This is a genomic window from Wenzhouxiangella marina (assembly GCF_001187785.1).
In the GTDB taxonomy this organism is placed as follows: domain Bacteria; phylum Pseudomonadota; class Gammaproteobacteria; order Xanthomonadales; family Wenzhouxiangellaceae; genus Wenzhouxiangella; species Wenzhouxiangella marina.
The window spans coordinates 742,591-767,935 of record NZ_CP012154.1 but is presented as its reverse complement, the minus strand read 5'-3'; the positions used below and the strand labels follow the sequence as shown (position 1 = coordinate 767,935).

The following is a 25,345-nucleotide window of genomic DNA, read 5'->3' as shown; positions in this document are numbered from 1 at the left end:
GCAGTTTCACTGATGCAGGCCTCCGCTGGCTTCGGCGATGGCGCGGATCAGCGCCCTGCCCTTGTTGAGGGTTTCTTCCCACTCCCGGTCCGGATCGGAATCGGCGACGATGCCGGCACCGGCCTGGACGTGGACGGTCCCGTGGCGCACCAGGGCGGTGCGGATGGCGATGGCCAGATCGGCCTCGCCGAACCAGTTCAGATAGCCGACGGCACCGGCATAGATGCCACGGCGCACGGGCTCGAGCTCGGCGATGATTTCCATGGCTCGAACCTTCGGCGCCCCCGACAGGGTGCCGGCGGGAAAGGTCGCCCGCAGCACGTCGATGGCATTGCGGCCGTCGGCGATGCGGCCGTGAACTTCCGAGACCAGGTGCATGACGTGGCTGTAGCGCTCGATGACCATCTGGTCCGTGAGCACCACGGAACCGGTCTCGGAAATGCGCCCGATGTCGTTACGACCCAGGTCGATGAGCATCAGGTGCTCGGCCAGCTCCTTCGGATCGGCCTTGAGCTCGAGCTCCAGGGCGCGGTCTTCCTCCGGCGTCCTGCCGCGCGGCCGGGTGCCGGCGATCGGCCGCACCATGGCCTCGCCGCCCTGGACGCGCACCAGCACCTCCGGCGAGGCGCCGACGACCTGGAAGTCGCCGAAGTCGAAGAAGTACATGTACGGCGAAGGATTCAGGCTGCGCAGGGCACGGTAGACGTCCAGGGGGCGTGCCGCCAGGTCGACGCTCATGCGCTGGGACAGGACGACCTGCATGACATCCCCGGCCAGGATGTAGTCCTTGATGCGATGCACGGCCTCCTTGAAGTCGGCCTGCTCGAATTCGAAGCGGTAGTCGCTTTCTTCCGGCACCGGCAGGGACAGGTCCGGCGGATAGCCCGGCGATCCGCAGCGCAGGCGATGACTGAGCTGATCCAGGCGGCGCTCGGCCCGGGCATGGGCGTCGGGCTCCGAGGGGTCGGCCAGGACGATCAGGTTCAGGCGGCCGGCGAGATTGTCGAACACCGCCAGCTCTTCGGCTTCCAGCAGGAGGATTTCCGGCACGCCGAGCTCGTCTGGCTTGGCAGAGAAGTCGAGGCGGGACTCGAGATGGGCCACGATTTCGTAGCCGAAATAGCCGACCAGGCCGCCGGAAAAGCCCGGCAGTTCCTCCAGGCGCGGCGCTCGCACCTGCTCGACCACCCCGGCCAGCTCGGTCAGCGGATCGACGTCCTCGCGCCGCTCCACGACCTGACCGAAGTCCAGCTTCTCGAGGGTTCGGCCCGTGGCGCGCCAGGCTCGACGGCAAGGCAGGCCGATGATCGAGTAGCGCCCCCAGTTCTCGCCGCCCTGGACCGACTCGAGCAGAAAGGCAGAGGGCCCATCGGCCAGCTTCAGGTAGACCGACAGCGGCGTGTCGAGATCCGCTGAAATGCTGCGATAGACCGGGATCCGGTTGTAGCCCTGATCGGCCAGGGCCTGGAATCGAGAGGGGTTCAAGACCGTGCAACGCCTGCAGACGAAAGAGCGGCGTATTGTATCGGGCCCGCCGTCGACAGACCAGCGAGGCGGGGGAACCGGCTCTGCACCGGCCGCCCGCCCGAGAAACCAGGCCTACTGGAGCTCGAAGCGGTCCCGGAAGATGTCGTCCGTGGGCGTTTCGAAGCGGTCCTGCAGAATGCCGTCATCGACCACGTTGAAGGGCGCCGTGACGATCGACGGAATGCCGCGACTGAGGACGCTGGCCTGCAGCTGGTAGCCCTGCCCCCGTCGATCGATGCTCAGATCGGCGAAATCGGCCACGCCATTGGTGACCTGCAGGGTCGTGGTCCCGTTCAGGGTGCCGCCGGTCGGGTTGGTCGCGATCGAGATCTGCACCACGGTGGTGTTGTCGTCACCGACCAGGCCGCCCTGGCTGTTGAGCACGTGCACGACCAGGCCGGGCAGCAGCGGGCCGTTGATGATCCCCAGGGTCGGTTCGACGGCGAAGACCAGCTCGGCCGGACCGGAGCTGATGATGTCGTAGGGCGCCGTGTCCGAGCTTGGCGTGTTGGTCGCATCGCCCGGATAGCTGGCCGTGATCGTGCGCGGTCCGACCGTGGTCGAGACCAGATCGCAGGACGTATCCGGCAGATCGAAGGTGCACTGGGCACCGGCGCCATCGTCGACGGTCACGGTGCCGGTCGGCGAATCACCGGTGACACTCACGGTGACCGTGTAGGGCAGATCCACGACCTGCTCGTTCGGCGGCGTGATCCCCAGGATCGTCGTCGTCGAATCGGCCAGAACGATGTCGTAGGCCTCCGTATCGGAACTCGCCTGGTTGTTGGCGTCGCCCGGATAGCTCGCTTCCAGCGTCACCGGACCGACCGAGGTCGACGTCAGCGCGCAGCTGGTCTGCGGCAGGGTGAACTGGCAGGACGCGCCCTGACCGTCGCTCACGGTGACCTGTCCGCTGGGGTTGAAGCCCGTGACGGACACGTTGACCGTGTAGGGCTGATCGACGATCTGCTCGGCTGCCGGCACCACGCTGATGATGCTGGTCGTCGAGGCCGCCTGGTCGATCTGGTAGGCCTGGCTGTCCGAACTCGAAGCGTTGTTGTCATCGCCCGCGTAGCTGGCGGTGATCGTCTTGGCCCCCGCGCTGGTCGAGGTCAGGTTGCAGCTGGTGGCCGGCAGCGTGAACTGACAGCTGGCGCCGGTTCCGTCGCTGACCGTGACCTGACCCGTCGGCGAGGCACCGGTGACCGACACCTCCACGCTGTAAGGCTGCCCCACCGTCTGCGAGCCGGCCGGCGTGATCGAAACGATGTTCGTGGTCGAGGCCGAGGCCGTGATCGCGAAGCTGTTGGAGGTGTCACCGCTGAAGCCACCGTTGAAGTGCGAGGCCTGCAGCTGATAGCCGGTGCCGGAAAGATCCACGGACAGCGCCGCGAAGCTGGCCACACCCGCGCTGACCACCGTCGGACCACCGCCGCTCAGAACCGCACCCGGCGTGCCACCGGTCAGGCTCAGCTCGACGACGGCCGTGTTGTCGGAATCGACCAGATTCCCCACCGCATCACGCACGCTGACCGTCACCGCCGGGCTCATCGTCGCCGAGACCAGGGTGTTGGTCGGCTGCACGTCGAACTGCAGCGCCACCGGCACGCCCGGCCCGATATCGAAGGCCTGACTGGTGTCGCCACTGAGGCCCGCGGCCGCGGCCTGAAGCTGATAGCCGGTCGCCGCCAGGTCCACGCTGAGCGTCGGGAAGCTGGCCACGCCGGCCACCGCCGTCACGGGCCCACCGCCGGACAGGGTCGCGCCGGGGGCGCCCCCGATCAGACTCATGGAAACCGAGGTGGAATTGTCGGACAGCACCGGGTTGCCGAAGGCATCCTGCACCTGGACTTCGACCGCCGGCACCAGCGGGACCTGCGAACTACCGTCGCTGGGCTGGACCAGGAAGACCAGCTGCGCCGGCGCGCCGGCCACGATCTGGTAGGCCTGGCTATCGCTGTCGGCGGTGTTGTTGGCATCGCCCGGGTAGCTGGCCGTGATCGTCTTCGGACCCACACTGGTCGAGGTCAGGTCACAGCTGACAGCCGGCAGCACGATCTGGCAGCTGTTGCCGTCCCCGTCGTCGACGGTGATCGTCCCGGTGGGGTTGAAGCCGGTCACGCTGACGTTGACCGTGTACGGGGTATTGACCGCCTGGGACACGGGCGGCGCGATCGAGTCGATCTGCACCTGCGCCGTCGCCTGGGTGATGGTGTAGTTCTCGGTGTCGCTGCTCGGCCCGTTGTTGGCATCCCCCGGGTAGTTCGCCGTCAGGACCTTCGGACCGACGGTGGTCGAGGTCAGATCGCAGCTGGTCGCAGGCAGCACGATCTGGCAGCTGGCCCCGGCGCCGTCGGTGACGGTCACGATGCCCGTCGGGTTGAAGCCGGTCACGCTGACGTTGACCGTGTAGGCCTGGCCGACGGTCTGCGAGCCGGCCGGCGCCACGCTCGTGATGGTCGTTCCCGAGCCCGCCTCGAGCACATCGAAGACCGCACTGGCCGGGCCAGCGAGCCCGCCCGGTGAGCCCGACGGCGTCAGCTGGTAGGCCGTGCCGACCTGATCCACGCTCAGACCCGCGAAGCTCGCCACACCCGCGCTCACGCTGACCGGACCACCGCCACTGAGCACCGCACCGGGTGTGCCACCGCTCAGCGCCAGGCTGATCTGGGTGCTGTTGTCGGCGGTGACGGGGAAGCCGAAGGCGTCGAGGACCTGCACGGTCACGGCCGGGGCCATGGTCTGACCGACCACCGTGTCGCTGGGCTGGGTGAGGATCTGGAGCGAAGCCGGGGCGCCCGCCGTGATATCGAACAGGACACTGGTATCCGGGCTGAGCGCCGCCAGGCTGTCTTCGGCCAGCAGCGAGAAACCCGTGCCGACCTGATCGATGCTGAGGTTGGCGAAGGTGGCCTGCCCCCCGCTGACCTGGGCGCTCACCGTGCCGCCGAGCGTCGCGACCCCGCTGGGATCGCTGGCCAGACTGAGCTGGATGATGGTGGAGTTGTCCAGGCTGACCAGGGTGCCCGAGGCATCCTGGACCTCGACCACCACGGCCGGGCTGATGCTCTGGTTGACCGTGGTGTCGGTCGGCTGGACGAAGAAGGCCAGCTGGGTCGGAATCTGGGTGGCGCCCTGAATCGCCGCAGACACGTTGTTGGCCGTGCTCTGCACATCGATCTGACCGGTGAACATGCCGTCGGTCGCGGCGTTGAACTGGATGGTGACGATGCAGGAATCGCCATCGGCCAGGGTCGTGCCGTTACAGCCATCGAAGACGATGCTGTATTCCGGGTCGCCGCTCAACAGGACGCTGGTGATGTCCAGCGTGGTGCCGACGTCACCGGTGTTGCTGAGGGTGAAATCTCCGGTGACGGGGAGATCGGCGGCCGCCACCAGACCGAAGTCCAGCGGATCGGGCGCGATGCTCAGGACCGGCGTCGGGGCCGGCGTCCCGTTGCCGCTCAGCAGCACCTGGTCGTTGATGACACTGTCCGCATCGCTGAGCACCAGCAGGGTGGCACTGAGCGGGCCGACGGCCTGGGGATCGAAGACCACCTGCTGCGTGCAGGAGGCCCCGGCGGCGAGGTCGAAGGGCGTGGCCGGGCAGGTCCCTCCGGGCACCAGGGAGAAATGCGTGCTGTCGTCCAGCGCGATGCTGCTGACCGTCAGGATGGAGGTCGGATCACCTTCATTGCTGATGGTGACGTCCTGCGGCGCGCTGACACCGCGCGCGGCCAGGGCATCGCCGGCAAGAAGCATGGCAGCGGTCAGCAGGACCCCGCCCACCGTCAGTCTGATAATGCTCAAGGCTCGCTCCTCCACTTGACTGTTCCCTCGGCCGACAAGGGTGCCGGCTTCCTCTGGATCGGGTCGCATCCCGGAGCCTGCATCAGACTCGGGTCGAACGCAAGTCCCTGATCACCGCCGCATAATCCTCGGCCCCGAAGATCGCCGAACCCGCCACCAGGGTATCGGCACCGGCCGCGACGATCTCGGCGGCATTGTCGGGCTTGACGCCACCGTCGATCTCGAGGCGGATATCGAAGCCGGAGGCGTCGATGCGCTGGCGCGCCTGGCGCAGCTTGTCCAGCGCGGCCGGAATGAATTTCTGCCCACCGAAGCCCGGGTTGACCGACATGATCAGGATCAGGTCGACCTTGTCCATCACCCAATCGAGCATATCAAGGGGGGTGGCGGGATTGAAGACCAGACCTGCCCGGCAGCCGCACTCGCGGATCAGGGACAGGGTGCGGTCGACGTGGCGAGTGGCTTCGGGGTGCACGCTGATCACGCTGGCGCCGGCCTCGGCGAAGTCCGGAATGATCCGATCGACGGGCTCGACCATCAGATGAACGTCGATCGGCGCAGTGATGCCGTAATCGCGGAGCGCCTTGCAGACCATCGGGCCGATGGTCAGATTGGGCACGTAGTGATTGTCCATGACATCGAAATGCACCCAGTCAGCGCCGGCATCGAGGACGGCCTGGGTGTCCTCGCCCAGGCGGGCGAAGTCGGCGGAAAGAATGGAGGGTGCAATGACCAGGGGCTGCGGCATGGACGAACTCTCTTGCGCGTATAATTCGGACAGGCCGCCATTGTACCTGTCCATCGTGTCCGATTATCCCCGTCCGCCCCTGGAGCTGCTCCACCAGGGCAAAGTCCGAGACATCTACGCCGTCGACGACGAGCGCCTGCTGATCGTCGCGTCCGACCGTCTATCGGCCTTCGACGTCGTCCTGCCCGACACGATTCCGGGCAAGGGCGAGATCCTGACCCGCATCTCGAATTTCTGGTTCACGAAATTCAACGACCACATCGGCAACCACCTGCTCGAAGGCGATCTGGCCCGGGTCGTGGGCAACAGCGAGCTGGCCGATCAGCTGCGGCCGCGCAGCATGCTGGTCCGGCGCCTCAAGCCATTGCCGGTCGAAGCGATCGTGCGCGGCTACCTGGCCGGCTCGGGCTGGAAGGACTATCAGGCCAGCGGTCGGATCAGCGGCGTCGAGCTGCCTGCCGGGCTGGAGCTGGCCGGCAGCCTGCCGGAACCGATCTTCACGCCGTCGACCAAGGCGCAGGTGGGCGATCACGACATCAACATCGATTTCGCCCGCATGCAGTCCCTCATCGGCACGGAGCTGGCGCTGCGCGTGCGCGATGTCTCGCTGGCGATCTACCGTCGAGCGGCCGCCTATGCGCGCGACCACGGCATCATCATCGCCGACACCAAGTTCGAGTTCGGAACCGACGACGACGGCGAGCTGTACCTGATCGATGAATTGCTGACTCCCGACAGTTCCCGCTTCTGGCCCGTGGACCAGTGGCGTCTGGGCATCAGCCCGCCCAGCTTCGACAAGCAGTTCGTCCGCGATTACCTCGAGACCCTGGACTGGAACAAGACCGCGCCCGGGCCGAAACTTCCGCCCGAGATCATCCATCAGACCCAGGAGCGTTACCGAGAGGCCGCGCGCCGTCTGATGGACGCGACCTGAAGCGCGGCTCGGTTACAATGAGCGGTTCACGATGTCTGAATCAAGCAGTGGAGCAACCCCGGGCATGAACGCACCGACGCACAACCCCGATTCCAGCTCGCAGCGTCCGGCCAATGCCGAGCGCGAATACCACGTCAAGCGCGCGGATCTGCCGCTGAGCTGCCCGACGCCCGACATGGCGCTCTGGAATTCCCATCCGCGCGTCTACCTGCCGATCGAGAAGACCGGACGAGCCAGCTGCCCCTACTGCGGCGCCGAATACGTCCTCGACGACTGAGCCGTCTCCTCGGCGCTCAGGCGACGCCAGTTTCGGCTTGGGCGTCCGACCACGACTGAATGAACCTCACCGAAGCGCGTTCCGGCTCACCTCCCGCCTGGCTGCAGGCTGGCGCCGCGGTGGTGGTCTTCCTCGCTCTTGCCCTGGGCCTGGTCGTGCCCAAACTGGCCGGGGCCGGCTTTCTGCTGCTGGGCCTGACCGCCATCGTGTGGTTGAGCATCGCGAAGCAATGGCGCCCCGGTGATCTCGTCCCGATCGAGCGCCTGCTGTGCATGGCCATCGTCTTGTTCGTGGTCGCCTGGCTTCTCGGCTGGGGCATCAACGGCCTGGATCCGGCCGGCCTGGAGGCGGTGACACGAATCGCCCGCCTGCTGCTGATCATCCCGATCCTGCTGTTCATCCGACAGCTGGACACGATCGAATCGGCCTGGTGGCGCGGCCTGACGCTCGGTGCGATCATCGCCGGCGCGTATGCCTGGTGGAGCTTCCTCAGCGGTCAGGTCGGCCCCTTCGGCGAGCGCGTGGTCGGCACGACCAACCCACTGTACTTCGGCGGCCTTTCCCTGGCCTTCGCCCTGATGCTGCTGCCCCGTCTGCGTGACGTCAGCCTTCCGGTCAGCGTCCGCCTGCTGGCCGTGCTGGCGCTGCTGCTGGCCATCTCGGCCAGCGCCCTGTCCGGCTCCCGCGGTGCCTGGGTCGTGCTGCCGCTGCTGCTGCTGATCTACCTGTTCACCCTGGGACGAAGCCAGCCGCCGGTCTGGCGATTCGGGGTCCCGCTGGCCTTCATGGCCATCGCCACCGCCTTCCTGTTCAGCCCGGCCAGCCCGATGAGCGAACGAGCCATGAGCGGCCTGGATGATCTATCGGCTCTGGTGCGCGGCGAGCAGGCCGAGGGCACGATCGGCCGGCGGATGGCACTGTGGGAACTGGCCGGCGAGGTGATTGCCGAACACCCCCTGAGCGGCTCCGGTCCCGGCGCCTACCCTCGGCGGGTGACCGAGGCCATCGCCGAGGGCCGAATCCCCGAGGACTTCGAGGATTACGAACACCCGCACAACGAATACCTGTCGGCCTGGATCCAGGCCGGTCCCCTCGGCCTGTTCGCGCTGGTGCTGATGTTCGGCATCGCGCTCCGCCGCCATGGGCGCGTCTGGCAGACCGGATTGAAGCGCACCCGCTATCTGGGCTGGTCGGGTCTGGCGGGTTTGAGCACGATCGCGATCATGGCCCTGTCCGAATCGCTGTTCGAGCGCAATATCGGCATCGTCTGGTACGGCCTCATCGTGGCCCTTTCCGCCGGCCTGGTGCACGCTCGCCGCCGCGTCGAACTGAGCGCGCCGGACAGCCGCCGACGCCACACGATCAGCGTGATCGTCATCTGCAAGGATCAGGCCGGGGAAATCGATCGCTGCCTGGGCTCGGTGGCCGGCTGGGCCGATGAAATCATCGTGCTCGATTCGGGCAGCAGCGACGATACCGTGGAGCGCTGCCGCCGCTATACGGACCAGGTGCACGAAACCGATTGGCCGGGCTTCGGTCTGCAGAAGCAGCGTGCGCTCGATCTGGCCCGCTGCGACTGGGTGCTTTCGATGGACGCCGATGAGGCGCTCAGCGAGACGCTCCGTCGCGAGATCGACCGCGTGCTGGCCGAGGACGCCCCCGACCACGAAGGCTACCGCCTGTGCTGGGTGACGCATGCCTTCGGCCAGCGCTTGAGCTTCGGTCACTGGGCGAGAGCGCCCCTGCGCCTGTTCCGCCGCGAGCTGGGCCACTTCACGCCGGTGGCCGTACACGAGAAAGTGGTGCTCGAGCCAGGCGCTCGAATCGGTTTTCTCGAGGCGCCACTGGATCACTACGTCTACCGCGATCTCGCCCATGCGCGCCAGAAGCTGAGCCGTTATGCCAGCCTCCAGGCCCGCGAGCGATACGAGCGCGGAAAGCGGGTCCGCCTGGCCATGACGCCCCTGCTGAGGGCGGGCTTCAATCTGCTCGACAACCTGATCCTCAGGACCGCATTTCTCGATGGGCGCGGTGGCTGGACGATGAGCTGGCTGTACACGCGCTACACCTACGAGAAGTATCGCCAGCTGCTCGAGCTGTCCCGAGGCTGAGTCCGCCCGCTCTTCAGTAAAGCGAAGGACCGCCTTCCGGACGGCTCTTGAAGCGGCGATGCAACCACCAGTACTGGGCCGGCGCCGTTCGAATCCGCGCTTCCAGGAAGCGGTTGTAGCGACTCAGATCCGCCACCGGATCCTCCCCGGGAAAATCCTCGAAGGCGGGAGCGATATGAACGCTCACCCGCCCGTCGGCCTTGATCGGATACATCGGCACGACGACGGCCCGACCCAGCCGGGCGAGCTCGAGCAGGCCTCGCGCCGTCGCCGTGGGCAGGTCGAAGAAGGGCGCGAAATGACTGCGCTCGGGCCCGAAGTCCTGATCGGGCGCGTACCAGACCACCTCCCCGGCGCGCAGATGGCGGACCATGGCGCGCAGATTGTCGCGCTCGATCATGCCCGGGCTGTAGCGTCCGCGCCCCCGGTTCTGAAAGCGATTGAGCACGGGATTGCGCAGCGGCCGATAGACCCCATGCACGGGCACGGACTCGGCGAACAGCCGGGCGCCCAGTTCCAGACAGGTCGTGTGACCCGTGACGAGCAGGACGCCCTGCCCGCCCGAGCGGGCGCGATCGAGGTGTTCCAGCCCCTCGATCTGGCCGTAGCGCTCGTCGAGTCGCCCCCGGTGGCACCAGCAGAAGGCCGTCTCGGCCACGGCCTCGGCCAGCTGGCGGAAATGCTCGGCAGCCACCGAGGATCGCCGTGCCTCATCCCATTCGGGAAAGCACAGCTCGAGATTGCGCTCGACGATGTGACTCCGGCGCCGCATCGCCCACCGCAGCGGTCGAGCGAGGCTGGCCAGCAAGCGCCGCGAGAGGCTCAGGGGCAGATGACCCAGCAGACGCGCGGGAATCAGGGCCAGATGGGTCAGAAGTCGGGACATCAATGCCATGGCGGCGATTATTCCATCTTCTCTAGCCCGCATTATTCATGAATTGCCGCGATGATTGCGCAGGGAATGGTTCGCACAGGGGATTTTCCGACCGAGCGGAATACCATGCTGTATTTCCGAGGGAGGAAAATTCGCTGTGCGGACAAGGACCAGGCAAGGGCGCGAGCGTCTTCATGAATAATGCGGGCTAGCGGCTTCGGGTACACTCCCGGCCCATGCTCTGGCTCTATCGATCCTTCGCCCTGCTGGCCTCACCCTGGATGGTCCGACGCCTGCATCGGGATGCCAGCGATGGGACGGAGCGCGAGCGCCTGATCGAACGCCGTGGCCAGGTCGAGCCCGCGGGCGAGTCGCCGATCTGGATTCACGCGGCCTCGGTCGGTGAAGTCAATGCCGTCCGCGCCCTCGTCGAAGCCCTGCTCGCCCGCCCGGAGCACCCCGAGATCCTGATCAGCACCTTCACCCTCAGCGGCGCCCGCCAGGTCCGATCCCTGTTCGGCGATCGGGTGGCGCACCGCCTGGCGCCGATCGACCGGCCGGGCCCGACGAAGCGCTGGCTGGAAGCACTGAGGCCGCGGCTGGGCCTGGTCGTCGAGACGGAACTCTGGCCCGAACTCTTCCATCAGGCCGAGCGCGCGGGCATCGATCTGATCCTGATCAATGCCCGCCTGAGCGAACGCGGATTCAGGCGCTCGATGCGTCTGCGACCACTGTTCCGCCAGGCCCTCGATGCGGTACGTCTGGCCCTCTGCCAGAGCGAGCGTGACGCCGAACGACTGACTCTTCTGGGTCTGGAGGAATCGCGCTGCCGCGTGACCGGCAATCTGAAGTTCGATGCCAGCCTGCCGCAGGACCTGGGCAGCCGGGTCCGCGAGCTGCAGGCACAGTGGGGCGCGCGGCGAGCCTGGACCGCCGGAAGCACCCGTCCCGGGGAAGAAGCGATCCTGCTCGAGGCGCATCGGCAGGCGCGCGAGGCCTGCCCGGATGGCCTGCTGGTGCTCGCACCCCGACATCCCGAGCGCGCCGCTGAAGTGGCCGAACTGATCGATGCTGCCGGTCTGAAGCAGCAGCGCCTGGGCGAGACCATCGAGCGCGACACCGCCGTGGTCCTGGTCGATCGGATCGGCGTACTGCAAGCCTGCTACGCGGCCTCTGCCGTCGCCTTCGTCGGCGGCAGCCTGGTCGAACTGGGCGGTCACAATCTGCTCGAGCCGGCCGCCTGCGGCAAGCCGGTGCTCGCCGGCCCTCACCTGGACAATCAGCGCGCAATGGCCGAGGCGCTGCAGGGCTCGGGGGCATTCACTCCAATGCAAACGGCCGAGGCACTGGCCTCGGCCGTGATCGGATTCTGGCAGCATCCGGAGACGGCGCTGGAACAGGGGCGGGCCGCCCTGTCCGTGGTGGAACAGGGTCGCGGCAGTCTGCGTGCGACCCTGCGCCAGCTCGAGCCCTGGCTCGAGCGCTGACGCTCGATCAGTGCAGCAGCTGGTTGACCCGGACCAATTCGTCCTCGGCCAGTTGACCGGCCACCTGCTTCAGACGCAGCTGATTGAGAATGAACTGGTGGCGCGCCTGGCTGTAGTCGCGCTCGGCCTGGAAGAAGCGCTGCTCGGCCTGGAGCACGTCCACGATGGTTCGCGTACCGACCTCGAAGCCGGCATTGGTCGCTTCCAGCGCGCTCTGGGCGGAGATCAGGGCCTGCTGACGCGCCTGGACCTCACGCATGCCGGCGACGATGGCGCGGAAGGCGTTCTCGGTCTGGCGCACGACCAGGCGTTCGGTCTGGTCGAGGGTCTGGTCGGCGGCGCGCAGGTTGTAACCGGCCTGGCGACGCTGGGACTGCACGGCAAATCCCTGGAAAAGCGGCACGCTCAGCTCGAGCCCGACGCTCCAGCCGTCCACCTGGAGTTCCGCCGAGGCCAGGGCTTCCTGGGTGATCGGATCACGACCGACCCATTCATTGTCCACGCGGCGCGTGTAGCCTCCGGTCAGGCCCAGGGTCGGCAGATGGCCCGCCCGGGCCACGCGCAGATCGGCCTGGGCTGAATCCAGCTGTCCGATCTGCTGCAGGATCTGCGGGCTCGTTTCCATCGCGATGGCCACCCAGTCAGCGGCACTGGCCGGCTCGGGAATTTCCAGCGGGACTTCGTTGATCAGGCGAGCGTACTCCTCGAACAGAGTACCGGTGATTTCGCGCAGCGCCTCGCGCGCGTCCTCGACGGCATTCTCGGCCAGGATCACGCGGGCCTGGGCTGCGTCATAGACGGCACGCGCCTCGTGGACATCGGTGACCGCGGCCAGGCCGACCTCGAAACGCTGCTCGGCCTGCTCGAACTGGCGACGCAGGGCCGTTTCCTCGGCTCGGGCGAAGCGCACGGAGTCCAGTGAGGTCAGCACCTCGAAGTAGCGCTCGCTGACTCGCAGCAGGAAATCCTGCCAGGCCTGAGCGTACTGCGCCTGAGCGACCGTGTACTGTGCCCTGGCGGCATCCAGGCGACCGTAGTTGGCATCGTCGTAGATGCTCTGGCGAAGGCTGATGGAATAGCTCTCGTCGTCCGTGTCTTCGGCGTCCAGCTTGGTGCCGGCGATCTCCACCTGGGATTCCCCGAGGGTCCGGCTGGCGGACGCGGAGAGGCTGGGCAGCAGCGCCGCGCGTGCCTGCACCGGGCCTTCACCGGCGGCCCGAAGCCGCTGCTCGGCGGCGCGCAGCTCGGCATCGTGCGCCTGGGCCAGCTCGTAGACCCCCATCAGGTCGACGGCCTCGGCCAGGGGAGACAGGGACAGGCAGATGCCTACAGCGAGAATGGTCTTTTTCATACGATCCGGTCCTTGGATAGGGTTTCGGAGTCGATCGCGCAGCCTTCAGGCCGCGACGAACTCAGAAATCAAAATGCGGCCGATCTTCGGCGCCGATCAGGCGCGGCAGGTCGGTTTCGAACAGGCTGTCGGCCCGCCAGCGATCTCCATCGGTGTGCACCAGACACACGGTTTCCATCGCCGGGCTCATCCCGCGCACGGCCACCAGACGACCCTGCGGGCGTACCCAGGCCTTGAAGCGATCGGGCACTTCGGCGGCGGACGCCGTGACCACGACCGCATCGAACTGGCCCTCGGGCGAGAACTCGCCCAGCGCGTCGCCCGTGTGGACCGTCACGCCCTCGATGCCGAGGCGCGACAGCCGGGACTGGGCGGAGTCTGCCAGTTCGGCGTGAATATCGACCGTGACCACGTCGGCGCCCAGGGCCGCCAGGCAGACCGCCAGAAAGCCGGAGCCCGTGCCGATCTCGAGCACGCGCTGACCGGGCTCGATCGCCAGGGCCTGCAGCACCCGCCCTTCCTCGAGGGGCTTCATCATCACCTGGCCCTGGGCCAGCGGAATGCGCAGGTCGGCAAAGGCCAGCTTGCGGTAGCGGGACGGCACGAAGTCCTCACGGGGAACATCACGCAGGACATCGAGCACGCGCGGGTCGAGCACCTCCCAGGTGCGGACCTGCTGTTCGACCATATTGAATCGGGCCTGATCGAGATTCAGAGACATGAGACGGACTTCCGAAAGATGACTTGTATTAGAAAGCTATTGTACCTGTTCGACCGGCGCGGGAACCGTGCCAGTCGTCACGCCACCGAGGGCTGACCGCAGGACGGGTCAGTTCGGCAGGCGGCGAATCCGCGCGCCGAGCTGACCGAGCTTCTCCTCGATGTTCTCGTAGCCGCGATCGATGTGGTAGACGCGGTCGACGATGGTGTCGCCATGGGCCACCAGCCCCGCCAGCACCAGGCAGGCCGAGGCGCGGAGATCGGTGGCCATCAAGGGCGCACCGGTCAGCCGCGGCACGCCCCGAACGATGACCGTGTTCCCCTCGACGCGCAGATCGGCCCCCAGGCGCTGCAGTTCCTGCACGTGCATGAAGCGGTTCTCGAACACGTTCTCGCGCACGACTCCGGTGCCTTCGGCGATCGTGTTCAGGGCCGTGAACTGGGCCTGCATGTCCGTGGGGAAACCCGGGTACGGGGCGGTCGCGATATCGACGGCCCGCGGCCGCTTGCCCTTCATGTCCAGTTCGATCCAGTCCGGACCGGTGTTGATTTCGGCACCGGTGTCTTCGAGCTTGGCGAGGATGGCGTCCATCGTCTGCGGCGCGGCCTGGATGGCCTTCACGCGCCCGCCGGTCATGGCCGCACCGACCAGGAAGGTGCCGGCTTCGATCCGGTCCGGCACCACGCGATAGTCGAAGCCGTCGAGTTCGGGCTTGCCGTGCACGGTGATCGTATTGCTGCCGTGGCCCTTGATCTCGGCCCCCATGGCGATCAGGCATTCAGCCAGATCGACCACTTCCGGTTCCTGCGCGGCATTCTCGATGATGGTCGTGCCCTCGGCCAGGGTCGCTGCCATCAGGATGTTCTCGGTGCCGGTCACCGTCACCATGTCCAGCACGACGCGAGCACCGCGAAGGCGCTTGGCGCGGGCGTGGATGTAGCCCCCCTCGACGCTGATCTCCGCGCCCAGGGCCGACAGGCCGTCGAGGTGCAGATTGACCGGCCGGGCGCCGATCGCGCAACCGCCCGGCAGCGAGACCTGGGCATGGCCGGTCCGCGCCAGCAGTGGCCCGAGGACGAGGATCGAGGCACGCATGGTCTTGACCAGCTCGTAGGGCGCGATGTGCTCACGCAGATCGCCCGCATCGAGGCTGACGGCGAAGTCGTCGCCCAGGGACACGTCGACGCCGAGGTGCCCGAGCAGCTCGATGGTCGTGGTCACGTCCTTCAGATGGGGCACGCCCGTCAGACGGCAGGAGCGGCCGGTCAGCAACGAGGCCATCAGGATGGGCAGCACGGCGTTCTTGGCGCCGGAGACTTCCACGGTGCCATTGAGCGGGTTACCGCCGGTGATCTGGATACGGGCCATGTCGGGTTCAGACCTCGGCTTCGGCGGGTGTCTTCAGGTCCAGGCTGAGCGCGTGGATTTCCCGGCCCAGTTCAGTGCCGAAGGCGGCGTGCACCTGGCGATGCCGCTGAATTCGGCTCTTTCCCTCGAAGGAAGGGCTGACGATGCGGGCGGTGAAATGCACCTGGTCGTCCGTGAGGACAGTGACGCGCGCGTCGGGCATTGCCTGTACAATACGCTGTTCGATTTCTGTTGGATCCATGTTCGACCTTGATCCTGCGAAGGGGTTCATGCCAAGGCGGCGGGCAGCAGCCAAGCCCGACAGTGTAGCGCATCCCGGTCCGCAGGCCGGTCGTCATCCATAGCGAAATTCATTAGACACAGTGACCAGCACCCTCGTCATCGCCCTGCTCCAGATCGCCGCCGGGTTCGTCCTGCTGATCTGGGCCGCCGACCGCCTGATCTCGGGCGCGTCCGCGCTGGCCCGCAATCTGGGCGTGTCGCCCTTGATCGTGGGCCTGACGATCGTCGGCTTCGGCACCTCGGCGCCGGAGATGCTGGTCTCGGCCCTGGCCTCGCTGCGGGGATCACCGTCCCTGGCCATCGGCAATGCCATCGGTTCCAACATCGCCAACATCGGCCTGATCCTGGGCATCACGGGCCTGATCTATCCGCTCAAGGTGGAGAGCGTCACGCTCAAGCGGGAGTTCCCCGTGCTGGCCTTCATCATGTTCCTGACCCTGGCCCTGATGCTCAACCTCGAGCTCAGCCGAAGCGATGGCACGATCCTGGCGCTGGGTCTGTTCGCCCTGGTCGGCGGCATGGTCCTGCTGGGCATCAAGAGCGAAGGCAATGATCCGATGGCCGCCAGCCTGACCGAGGAAGTGCCCGAGGGCATGCCCATGCGCACGGCCCTGATCTGGACCGCGACCGGCCTGATCCTGCTGCCCCTGAGTGCTCACATCCTGGTCGACGGCGCCGTCACCCTGGCGCTGTTCCTGGGCGTGTCCGATGCACTGATCGGCCTGACCATCATCGCCTTCGGCACCAGCCTGCCCGAGCTGGCCGCGGCCACCACGGCCGCGCTGAAGAAGGAGGACGATCTGGCGATCGGCAACATCCTGGGGTCGAACATGTTCAACCTGCTCGGCGTGCTGGGGATCGCGGCCCTGATCGCACCGATGCAGATCGAGCCCAGCCTGCTCTACCGCGACGTGGCCGTGATGTTCGCCCTGACGATCTTCCTGTTCATGGCCATCTGGCGTCGGTCGGGCCCCGGGCTGATCACCCGACCGGTCGCCGGGGCCATGCTGGCCGTCTTCCTGATCTATCAGGGGCTCATCATTCATCAGGGCCTGGGCTGAACCCGCAAGGACCACCATGACCGAGACCACCCTGGACGCCAACCGCCTGCTCGCCGCCGCCGCCGAGGTGCTCGACACCGAGGCCAAAGCGATCGCCGCGCTCGCCGATCGCCTCGACGACACCCTGGTCGAGTCCTGTCGACGGATCATCGATTGCCCCGGCCATCTGATCGTGCTCGGCATCGGCAAGTCGGGCCACATCGGCCACAAGATCGCCGCGACGCTGGCGTCCACCGGCACGCCGGCCTTCTTCGTCCACCCGGCCGAGGCCAGCCACGGCGATTTGGGCATGATACGGCGCGAGGATCTGATCCTGGCCATTTCCAACTCCGGCGAGACCGAGGAACTGGTCCGACTGCTGCCGGTGATCAAGCGCCTGGGCGTCACCCTGATCGCGATGACCGGCAACCCGGACTCGAGCCTGGCCCGGCACGCCGACCTGCATCTGGACACTTCGGTCGACCAGGAAGCCTGCCCGCTGGGCCTGGCCCCCACCGCCTCGACCTCGGCCCAGCTGGCCATGGGCGACGCCCTGGCGATCGCTCTGCTCGACGCGCGCGGCTTCACCGCCGAAGACTTCGCACGCTCGCATCCCGGCGGCAAGTTGGGTCGCAAGCTCCTGCTGCACATCAGCGATCTGATGCACCAGGGTGACGAGCTGCCGCGGGTCCCCGCCGATGCAAACCTCGCCCAGGCGATCGTCGAGATGACCCGCTCGCGCCTGGGTCTCTGCGCTCTGGTCGACGACGAGGGCCGCGCCGTGGGCGTGATCACCGACGGGGATATCCGGCGGCACGTCGAAGAGATTCGGGATCTGGCGTCCTTCCCGGCCAGCCGGATCATGAGCCGCTCGCCGCAGACCATCGATCGCAACGAGCTGGCCGCCACCGCCGTGGAGCTGATGCAGCAGAAACGCATCCAGGGCCTGCTCGTCACCGATGAAGACGGTCGTCTCGTCGGCGCACTCAATTTCCAGGACCTGCTGCAGGCGGGCGTCGTATGAGCCTTACCTGGTCCGAGACCCTGCTGGAACGTGCCGCCGAGGTTCGTCTGGCGGTGTTCGACGTCGATGGCGTGATGACCGACGGCCGCATCACCTACGCCAGCGATGGCAGCGAGCTGAAGAGCTTTCATAGTCGGGACGGCCTCGGCCTGAAGGCCCTGATGCGCCATGGCATCGAGGTGGCGGTCATCACGGCCCGTCAGTCCAATCTGGTCGAGCGTCGCATGGCCGAGCTGGGCATCGAACGGGTACTCCAGGGACGGAACGATAAATCCAGCGCCCTCGACGAATTGATGCTGGCCTGTGGCGTCGGCCTCGAGCAGACGGCCTACGCCGGCGACGATCTGGTCGACTGGCCGGCAATGCGCCGTTGCGGCCTGAAGTGCGTGCCGGCCGACGCTGCCGCTTTCCTGCGCGAGCGCGCCGATCACGTCTGCAGCCTGCCCGGCGGCCGCGGCGCCGTGCGCGAGATCTGCGAACTCATTCTGGCCGGCCACGGGCGCCTCGAGTCCTGGCAGGAGAGTTTCGTTTGAGACGAGCCCTGGTGCTCACTGCCGCGGCCAGCCTGGTCAGCGTCTTCGCCTTTCGCTGGTGGCTCCCGGCCGAGCACCGCGCCACGCCAACGCTCGCCCTGCCCGACACGCGCTTCGACTACAGCCTGGGCGATTATCAGGCTCTGTTCCATGACGATCAGGGTCGACCCGAACTCCGGATCCGTGGTCCGCGTCTTGAGCACGATGCGAACAGTCGGACCGTGCGCCTGGATCAACCCCGCTTCAGCCTGCTGGACGACAGCGGGGCCTGGGAAGGCCGGGCCGATCACGGCGAGTTCCAGCGCGAGGAATCCCTGCTGCTGCTCAGCGGTCAGGTCCAGCTGGAACGGGCCACACCCACCGGACCGGTCCGCCTCGAGACCGAGGCACTGCAGCACCAGCGCCCAGCGCGTACAATCAGCGCGGACGTTCCCGTCCGGCTCAGCCGTCCGGGCACCGAACTGGATGCCGGTGGTCTGATGATGCACCTGGACAATGAAACGGTCGAATTTTCTGATGACGTACAAATCGAAGCTCATCCTGCTGCTCGCCGCCCTCGTGACCCAAGCGGCACTGGCGGATGACCCGCCTGCCCTGCCGATCGAGATCTTCGGCGACAACGGCCGCCTGGACGTGCCCACGGGCGCCTACGTGCTCACCGGCAATGTCCGCATCCTGCGCGGCACGCTGACCGTCACCGCCGACGAGGCCCGATCCTTCAACGGCGAGGACGGCCGGATCGCCCGCGTCGAGCTGTACGGCAATCCCACGCGCTGGGATGACGTACTGGAGGACGGCAGCGAAGTGCGCGGCCGTTCCGATCAGATTCTCTATGACTTCACCACCAATCTGATCACCATGCTGGGCAACGCCGAAATCCAGAACGTCCAGGGCGAGTTCAGCGGCCAGCAGCTGGTCTACGATCTGGACACCCAGAGCCTGGTCGGCGACGGTGGCGTGCGCCTGCTGATCGAACCGGACACCGCCGAGGCGGCGACGGAACGACTGCAGTCCAACGACGGCGACGGAGACGGCTGAGCCGATGCTGATCGCCGAACAGCTGGTCAAACGCTATCGGGGCCGTGCCGTCGTTCATGACGTCTCGCTGAAGGTCGCCCGCGGGGAGATCGTCGGCCTGCTCGGCCCCAATGGCGCCGGCAAGACCACCACCTTCTACATGGTCGTCGGCCTGGTCGCCAGCGACGGCGGCAGCATCAAGCTCGGCGAAAAGGACATCACCCGAGCGAACATGCATCAGCGCGCCCGCCAGGGCCTGGGCTACCTGCCGCAGGAAGCCTCGATCTTCCGCAAGCTGTCGGTGGCCGACAACATCATGGCCATCCTGGAGCTGCGCAAGGACCTGGATCGTCAGGGCCGACGCAACGAGTTGGGCCGCCTGATGGACGAGTTCAACGTGGCGCACCTGGCCGATCAGATGGGCGTGTCCCTGTCCGGCGGCGAGCGCCGCCGCGTCGAAATCGCCCGCGCCCTGGCCGGCAATCCGAACTTCATCCTCCTCGACGAACCCTTCGCCGGCGTCGACCCCATTTCCGTGGGCGAGATCCAGCGCATCGTCAAGCAGCTGACCGAGCGCCACATCGGCATCCTGATCACCGATCACAACGTCCGCGAAACCCTGGGCATCTGCGACCGCGCCTACATCATCTCCGAAGGCCGCGTCCTGACCCACGGCAAGCCCGAAGAGGTGCTGGCCGACGAAAACGTCCGCAACGTCTACCTCGGCCAGGAATTCCGCCTTTAGCCCCCAACTTTCTCAAGCGGCGAGTGGCGTTGCCGACGGGCAGGTCGCGGCTCGCGGCGGATTGCGCTGGAATTTCAGCCAGCTGCAGCGGCCCTGACACCGGGCTGGGCCCGCGTATGCGCAGATGCCACAACCACCATTCGATAGCAGCAAAGCTCCTCCAAGGACGCAAGCATCGACAGCGCCGTTCCGAGCCGCGACCTGCCCGTCGGCAACGCCACTCGCCGCCACCCCCCACTCTCTATTCGACCAGCGCCCTGGCAAAGCCCTCGACCTGTTCCTGCTCGGTGGCGAAGGAACAGACCAGGCGCGCCAGATCATCGTGGCCGGGCCAGATGTGGAACTCGAAACCCGCTGCCTTGAGACGCGCCAGACGTGCCGGATCGGCCTTCATGAAGACCTCGTTCGCCTCGACGGGCCAGTGCAGCGAAGCAACGCCGCTGGCTTCGATCGCGGCGGCCAGTTCAGCCGCGCGGGCATTGGCATGCCGGGCCAGTTCAAGCCAGAGCTCATCGTCCAGCATGGCCAGAATCTGGGCCGACACGTAGCGCATCTTCGACAGCAGATGCCCGCCGCGCTTGCGGCGGCGCTCCATGCCCTCGAGCCATTCCGGGTGCCCGAAGACCACCAGGGCCTCGGCATTCAGGGCACCGTTCTTGGTCAGGCCGAGACTCAGCACATCGACCCCGGCCTTCCAGGTGAGCTCCGCCGGACTCGCGCCCAGAAACGCCAGCGCGTTGGCAAAGCGCGCGCCGTCCATGTGCAGCGGCAGGCCTCGCTCCTGGGCGACCTCGGCGATGGCGCGGATCTGTTCGGGCCGGTAGACCGTGCCGCATTCGGTGGCCTGGGTGATCGAGACCACGGACGGCTTGACGTTGTGCACGCCGTGGACACCGGCGCCGTCGATCGCGGCAGCCAGCACTTCAGGTTGGAGCCGGCCGTGTTCGCCGGCCAGGGGCATCAGCTTGGCTCCGGCCGTGTAGAACTCCGGCGCCCCACCCTCGTCGTTCTGGATGTGCGACCGGGCATGACACATCACCGCCCCCCAGGGCGGAATGATCTCGGCCAGCGCCACGCAGTTGGCGGCCGTGCCGGTGGAGATCGGCAGCACGCGACACTCGGTCTCGAAGACCTCGGACAGGCGCGCATCCAGCTGCCGACTGTAGCAATCGTCGGAGTAGGCCGTGGCAAAGCCTTCGTTGGCCTCGACCAGGGCCTGCATGATTCTCGGGTGGGCGGGGGCTTCGTTGTCGCTCTTGAAGTTCATGGCTCGCGTGGGGCATTCATCCAGCCCGCAGTGTAGCCAATCCAGGGCGATGCGGGCTCAGCTCATCGACCGAATGGCGCTCTCGATGGGGTCCACAGCCCTGCGACCTGCCGCGCCCGAGCAGCCGCCGCACCCCGATGATGACCACTCCTTCGATGCAGCTCTGCGACAATAGAAAGATGCCTCTCGACCCCCTCGAACCCGACGCCCTGATGCAGCGTGACCTGGCCTGGCTGAAGCGCCGGCGCGGGCAGCTCGAGGGCTTTCGCGGCCCCACCGAAAAGCGGGATCGCCTGCAGGCCCAGTACGAGCAGCGCCTGGCGCGATCCCGGGACCTGCGGCAGCAGCGAGGCGAGACCGTGCCGACGGTGCAGCCGGCGCCCGATCTGCCGATCAGTCAGCGCGAATCGGAGCTGATCGAAGCGATTGCCGAACATCAGGTGCTGATCGTGGCCGGCGAGACCGGCTCGGGCAAATCGACCCGCCTGCCCCAGCTCTGCCTGCAGGCCGGTCGCGGCCAGCGTGGCCTGATCGGCTGCACCCAGCCGCGACGCATCGCCGCCCGCTCCGTGGCCCGCCGCGTCGCCCAGGAGCTGCGAGACGAGCTCGGCGGCCTGGTCGGCTTCCAGGTGCGTTTCAACGAAAAGGTTTCGGAACGGACCTGGATCAAGTTCATGACCGACGGCGTGGCGCTGGCGGAAATCCATCAGGACCGCCACCTCGATCGCTACGACACCCTGATCATCGACGAGGCCCACGAACGCAGCCTCAATATCGATTTCCTGCTCGGCTATCTGAAGAAGCTGCTACCCCGACGCCCGGACCTGAAGCTCATCATCACCTCGGCGACGATCGACACGGAACGCTTCTCGAAGCATTTCACCGACGCGCCGGTGATCACCGTCGAAGGCCGCAGCTACCCGGTGGAGATGCGCTACCAGGCGCCCAACGATGGCGAGGACCTGGGCGCCCAGGTCGTGCGCGCAGTCCACGCCGCGAGCCGGGTCGATCCACGCGGCGACATCCTGGTCTTCCTGCCCGGCGAGCGGGAGATCTTCCAGGTCGCGCGCAGCCTGCGCCGCCAGCCGCTGGCGCATACGGAAATCCTGCCGCTCTACGCCCGACTGCCCACCGCCAGCCAGGACGCGATCTTCAGGCCCGGGACCGGCCGGCGCATCGTGCTCGCCACGAACGTGGCCGAGACCTCCCTGACCGTGCCGGGGATCCGCTTCGTGATCGATTCGGGCCTGGCCCGCATCTCGCGCTACGCCGCCCATTCGCGGGTGCTTCGCCTGCCGATCGAGCCGGTCTCGAAGGCGGCCTGCAACCAGCGCGCCGGCCGCTGTGGCCGCGTCGGGCCGGGTCTGTGCATCCGCCTGTTCGACGAAGACGACTTCGAGCGCCGGCCCGACTACACGGAGCCGGAAATCCAGCGCGCGGGTCTGGTCGGCGTGGTGCTGGAAATGCTGGCCCTGGGCCTGGGCGACCCGGAGCAGTTCCCCTTCATCGACGCCCCACCCCGTCGCCTGATCGGTGAGGCCTGGCAGAGCCTGGTCGAGCTCGGTGCCGTCGACGAGGAGCGGCGACTGACCCGCCTGGGCCAGCAGCTGGCCCGCCTGCCCGTCGATGCCCGCCACGGCCGGATTCTGATCGAAGCCCAGCAGCGGGGCTGCCTGGCCGAGGTGCTGGTCCTGGTCGCCGCCTTGAGCCTGCAGGACGTTCGCGAGCGCCCGCTCGATCAGCAGCAGGCGGCCGATCAGGCCCACCGGGAATTCGTGGTCCAAGGCTCGGACTTCCTGACCCTGCTGAAGCTCTGGCACTGGTGGCAGGACACTCGCCGGGACCACTCGAGAAGCCAGGCCGATCGTCTGGCACGCAAGCACTTTCTGAGCGTGCCTCGCCTGCACGAGTGGGGACAACTGCAGGGACAGCTGGCCCAGATCGCCCGCGAGGAGGGCTGGAAGACGGGCAAGACGCAGCCCGAGGACCAGCGCGATCCGGCCCGGGAGCAGGCGATCCATCGCAGCCTGCTTGCAGGCCTGCTCAGCCTGGTCGGCCAGCATCAGGAGCAGGGCGAGTACCAGGGCGCCCGCGGCCACAAATTCCGCATCTTCCCGGGCTCGGTGCTCGGCAAGCGCAGTCCGGCCTGGGTGATGGCTGCCGAACTGGTCGAGACCGGCCGCACCTACGCACGCCTGGTCGCACCGATCGAGCCGGCCTGGCTCGAACAGCAGGCGGCGCACCTGACCAAACGCCGGGTCTTCGACCCCTGGTGGGATCGACGCTCGGGCCGGGTGATGGGTTACGAGCAGATCAGTCTGCACGGTCTGATCCTGGTCGAGAAGCGGCGCACGCACTTCGGCCCGCACGACCCCGTCACCGCGCGCCGCCTGTTCATCCGCCACGCCCTGGTCCGAGGCGAGATGCATCACCGGGCGGAGTTCCTGAAACGCAACCGCGCCCTGCGCGCCGAACTTGCAGAACACGAGCACAAGCGTCGCCGGCGCGACGTGCTCGCCGCCGAGGCCGAACTGGAGCACTTCTTCGACCAGCGACTGCCCGAGCAGATCTACACCACCAAGGCCTTCGCGGCCTGGTACGAAGGATTGACGGCCGAAGCGCGTGACCGCCTGCTCTACGATCGCGCCACCCTGCTTCGCGAGGAGGCCGAGCTGGCCGAGGCCGATGCCTTTCCGGCCCGGCTCCGGATCGGCAGAGAGTCTTTCTCGCTGGACTACCGGTTCGAACCTGGCAGTGAAGCCGATGGAGTGACGCTGAACTGCCCCCTGCACCTGCTCAATCAGCTCAAGCCCGCGCAGCTCAGCTGGCTGGTCCCTGGCCTGCTGCGGGACAAGATCGAGGCCCTGATCGGCAGCCTGCCCAAGTCGAAGCGGCGCGCGCTGGTGCCGATCAAGGACTTTGCCCGCGCCGCCCACGAAGCGCTCATGGGGCGAGACATCGTGCCGGAACGCTCGCTGGAGACGGCGCTGGCCCGGGAGCTTGCGAGAATGAGCGGCCTCGAGATCGACGCCGCCGATTTTCAGCGAGAGAAGATTCCCGACCATCTCTGCATGCGCGTCCGCCTGCGCGATGAGGACGGCAAGCTGCTCGGCGAGAGCCGGAACCTGAGCGAGCTGATCGAGGGTTTTGCCGACCGCGCTCGAGCCGAGTTCATGACTCGCCAGTCGGACCAATGGCAGCAGGACGGCTTGAGCGCGGCAGAGCTGCCGGAACTCCCCGCGCTGATCACCACCCGAGGCGGCCATCGCGCCTGGCCCGCCCTGGTCGAACAGGGCAATCGGGTCGGAGTGCGCCTGTTCGACCGCGAGGCGGACGCCCACGAGGCACACCGTGAAGGCGTGACCACCCTGTTGCGCCAGGCGCTGAGCGACAAATGGAAGTATCTGCGCAAGCACAACGGCCTGTCCCAGGCCGCACAGATCGCCTGGACCCGGATCGAAGACGTCGGTGATCTGAGCGAAAGCCTGCGTGGAATGGCGCTGCAGACCTTTCTGGGCGAGGCCTGGACCGTGCGCAGCCGCGGGGATTTCGATGCCCTGCTGAAACAGGTTCGTCAGGGCCTGATCGAGCGCTATCAGTCCCTGGCCGGCAAGCTCGATGCCTGTCTGATCCGCTGGCACGAACTGAGCGTGGCGATCGACAGCCTGGCCGATGCCGTTCCGCGGGCCCATGCCGACCTGCGCTCGCAGCTCGATGATCTGATGTACGCCGGCTTTCTCGACGATCTCAGCGCCGAACGTCTGTCCGAATACCCCCGCTATCTCGAAGCCATCGGCCAGCGCATCGAAATCATCGAGTATGATCCGCGCCGCGATCACGACCGGATGGCCCAGGTCGAGCCCTGGTGGCAGCGCTATTTGGACCACTTGAACGAGTCCGGCATCTACTCCGAGGCCCTGGACCGCTATCGATGGCTGGTCGAGGAGTACCGCATCCAGGTCTTCGCCCAGAAACTAGGCACCCGTCACAAAGTTTCTCCCGCCCGGCTCGAAGCGGCCTGGGCCGAGGTCGAGGCCGAGGGCTGAAAATCCGACAAAAACCCTGATTATTTGGCCTTAGCGAATTGAATTAACGGAACTTTTATGCTTTCCAATGGTTTTAAAACATAGCAAGTCAGTAGAATAAAGCCGTGCATGCTGGGAGAGGGACGCCTTTGTCCTTCGGCGCGCTTGGCGAGGGAACGTGAAACTCCGGTCGTCGCGCTGGTC

The 25,345-nt window shown here is 67.0% G+C and carries 20 protein-coding genes; 11 read left to right on the top strand and 9 right to left on the bottom strand.

Annotated elements, in window-relative coordinates:
- Positions 1-6: 6 nt before the first annotated feature.
- From trpE to rpe, 3 genes are all read right to left on the bottom strand, one after another.
- The gene (gene trpE, locus WM2015_RS03275) at positions 7-1,485 is read right to left on the bottom strand and encodes an anthranilate synthase component I (RefSeq protein ID WP_082169394.1); all 1,479 of its coding nucleotides are present in this window, start codon (positions 1,483-1,485) and stop codon (positions 7-9) included.
- Positions 1,486-1,599: 114 nt separating this feature from the next.
- Positions 1,600-5,337, bottom strand: coding sequence for an Ig-like domain repeat protein (locus WM2015_RS03270; RefSeq protein WP_169751081.1), 3,738 nt, complete (start codon positions 5,335-5,337; stop codon positions 1,600-1,602).
- Between the two features lie 82 nt (positions 5,338-5,419).
- Positions 5,420-6,085, bottom strand: coding sequence for a ribulose-phosphate 3-epimerase (gene rpe / locus WM2015_RS03265; protein WP_049724699.1), 666 nt, complete (start codon positions 6,083-6,085; stop codon positions 5,420-5,422).
- 40 nt (positions 6,086-6,125) lie between these two features.
- Between rpe and WM2015_RS03260 the strand changes: the two genes are divergently transcribed.
- From WM2015_RS03260 to WM2015_RS03250, 3 genes are all read left to right on the top strand, one after another.
- Complete coding sequence (locus tag WM2015_RS03260) at positions 6,126-7,019, top strand: phosphoribosylaminoimidazolesuccinocarboxamide synthase (RefSeq protein ID WP_375782513.1); 894 nt, start codon at positions 6,126-6,128, stop codon at positions 7,017-7,019.
- Between the two features lie 64 nt (positions 7,020-7,083).
- Positions 7,084-7,296, top strand: a complete 213-nt coding sequence (locus WM2015_RS03255) for a zinc-finger domain-containing protein (RefSeq protein ID WP_049724698.1) — start codon at positions 7,084-7,086, stop codon at positions 7,294-7,296.
- A 59-nt stretch (positions 7,297-7,355) separates the two neighbouring features.
- Complete coding sequence (locus WM2015_RS03250) at positions 7,356-9,407, top strand: O-antigen ligase family protein (RefSeq protein ID WP_049724697.1); 2,052 nt, start codon at positions 7,356-7,358, stop codon at positions 9,405-9,407.
- A gap of 13 nt (positions 9,408-9,420) precedes the next feature.
- Here WM2015_RS03250 and WM2015_RS03245 read toward each other — a convergent pair whose 3' ends face one another.
- Complete coding sequence (locus WM2015_RS03245; RefSeq protein ID WP_049724696.1) at positions 9,421-10,302, bottom strand: LpxL/LpxP family acyltransferase; 882 nt, start codon at positions 10,300-10,302, stop codon at positions 9,421-9,423.
- A 215-nt stretch (positions 10,303-10,517) separates the two neighbouring features.
- Here WM2015_RS03245 and WM2015_RS03240 point away from each other — a divergent pair, with 215 nt between their 5' ends.
- On the top strand, positions 10,518-11,768 hold the full coding sequence (locus WM2015_RS03240) for a 3-deoxy-D-manno-octulosonic acid transferase (RefSeq protein WP_049724695.1): 1,251 nt from the start codon (positions 10,518-10,520) through the stop codon (positions 11,766-11,768).
- Between the two features lie 7 nt (positions 11,769-11,775).
- Here WM2015_RS03240 and WM2015_RS03235 read toward each other — a convergent pair whose 3' ends face one another.
- The 4 genes from WM2015_RS03235 to WM2015_RS03220 form a co-directional block, all read right to left on the bottom strand.
- Positions 11,776-13,119, bottom strand: a complete 1,344-nt coding sequence (locus WM2015_RS03235) for a TolC family outer membrane protein (protein ID WP_049724694.1) — start codon at positions 13,117-13,119, stop codon at positions 11,776-11,778.
- A 61-nt stretch (positions 13,120-13,180) separates the two neighbouring features.
- Positions 13,181-13,840: a protein-L-isoaspartate O-methyltransferase family protein gene (locus tag WM2015_RS03230; protein WP_049724693.1), complete on the bottom strand. Its 660-nt coding sequence runs from the start codon at positions 13,838-13,840 to the stop codon at positions 13,181-13,183.
- A 108-nt stretch (positions 13,841-13,948) separates the two neighbouring features.
- A complete protein-coding gene (gene murA / locus WM2015_RS03225; protein ID WP_049724692.1) occupies positions 13,949-15,208 on the bottom strand; it encodes a UDP-N-acetylglucosamine 1-carboxyvinyltransferase in 1,260 nt (419 codons plus the stop codon).
- Between the two features lie 7 nt (positions 15,209-15,215).
- Positions 15,216-15,449 (bottom strand): BolA/IbaG family iron-sulfur metabolism protein, encoded by a 234-nt coding sequence (locus WM2015_RS03220; RefSeq protein WP_049724691.1) that lies wholly within the window; start codon positions 15,447-15,449, stop codon positions 15,216-15,218.
- A gap of 121 nt (positions 15,450-15,570) precedes the next feature.
- Between WM2015_RS03220 and WM2015_RS03215 the strand changes: the two genes are divergently transcribed.
- Genes WM2015_RS03215 through lptB form a run of 6 tightly spaced genes read left to right on the top strand, consistent with a single transcriptional unit; the run spans position 15,571 to position 19,849 of the window.
- Positions 15,571-16,551 (top strand): calcium/sodium antiporter, encoded by a 981-nt coding sequence (locus WM2015_RS03215; RefSeq protein WP_049724690.1) that lies wholly within the window; start codon positions 15,571-15,573, stop codon positions 16,549-16,551.
- Positions 16,552-16,567: 16 nt separating this feature from the next.
- A complete protein-coding gene (locus tag WM2015_RS03210; protein ID WP_049724689.1) occupies positions 16,568-17,554 on the top strand; it encodes a KpsF/GutQ family sugar-phosphate isomerase in 987 nt (328 codons plus the stop codon).
- On the top strand, positions 17,551-18,087 hold the full coding sequence (locus WM2015_RS03205; RefSeq protein WP_049724688.1) for a KdsC family phosphatase: 537 nt from the start codon (positions 17,551-17,553) through the stop codon (positions 18,085-18,087). Before WM2015_RS03210 ends, WM2015_RS03205 begins: the two co-directional genes overlap by 4 nt.
- Positions 18,084-18,671, top strand: coding sequence for an LPS export ABC transporter periplasmic protein LptC (gene lptC, locus WM2015_RS03200; protein ID WP_169751080.1), 588 nt, complete (start codon positions 18,084-18,086; stop codon positions 18,669-18,671). The genes WM2015_RS03205 and lptC overlap by 4 nt, the downstream gene beginning before the upstream one ends.
- Positions 18,604-19,125, top strand: coding sequence for a lipopolysaccharide transport periplasmic protein LptA (gene lptA, locus WM2015_RS03195; protein ID WP_169751079.1), 522 nt, complete (start codon positions 18,604-18,606; stop codon positions 19,123-19,125). The genes lptC and lptA overlap by 68 nt, the downstream gene beginning before the upstream one ends.
- A gap of 4 nt (positions 19,126-19,129) precedes the next feature.
- Positions 19,130-19,849 (top strand): LPS export ABC transporter ATP-binding protein, encoded by a 720-nt coding sequence (lptB, locus tag WM2015_RS03190; protein WP_049724685.1) that lies wholly within the window; start codon positions 19,130-19,132, stop codon positions 19,847-19,849.
- A 241-nt stretch (positions 19,850-20,090) separates the two neighbouring features.
- Here lptB and WM2015_RS03185 read toward each other — a convergent pair whose 3' ends face one another.
- A complete protein-coding gene (locus WM2015_RS03185) occupies positions 20,091-21,116 on the bottom strand; it encodes a threonine aldolase family protein (protein ID WP_049724684.1) in 1,026 nt (341 codons plus the stop codon).
- Between the two features lie 179 nt (positions 21,117-21,295).
- On the opposite strand from WM2015_RS03185, the gene hrpA reads away from it, so the two are divergent.
- The gene (gene hrpA, locus WM2015_RS03180; protein ID WP_049724683.1) at positions 21,296-25,162 is read left to right on the top strand and encodes an ATP-dependent RNA helicase HrpA; all 3,867 of its coding nucleotides are present in this window, start codon (positions 21,296-21,298) and stop codon (positions 25,160-25,162) included.
- The last annotated feature ends 183 nt before the right edge of the window (positions 25,163-25,345 follow it).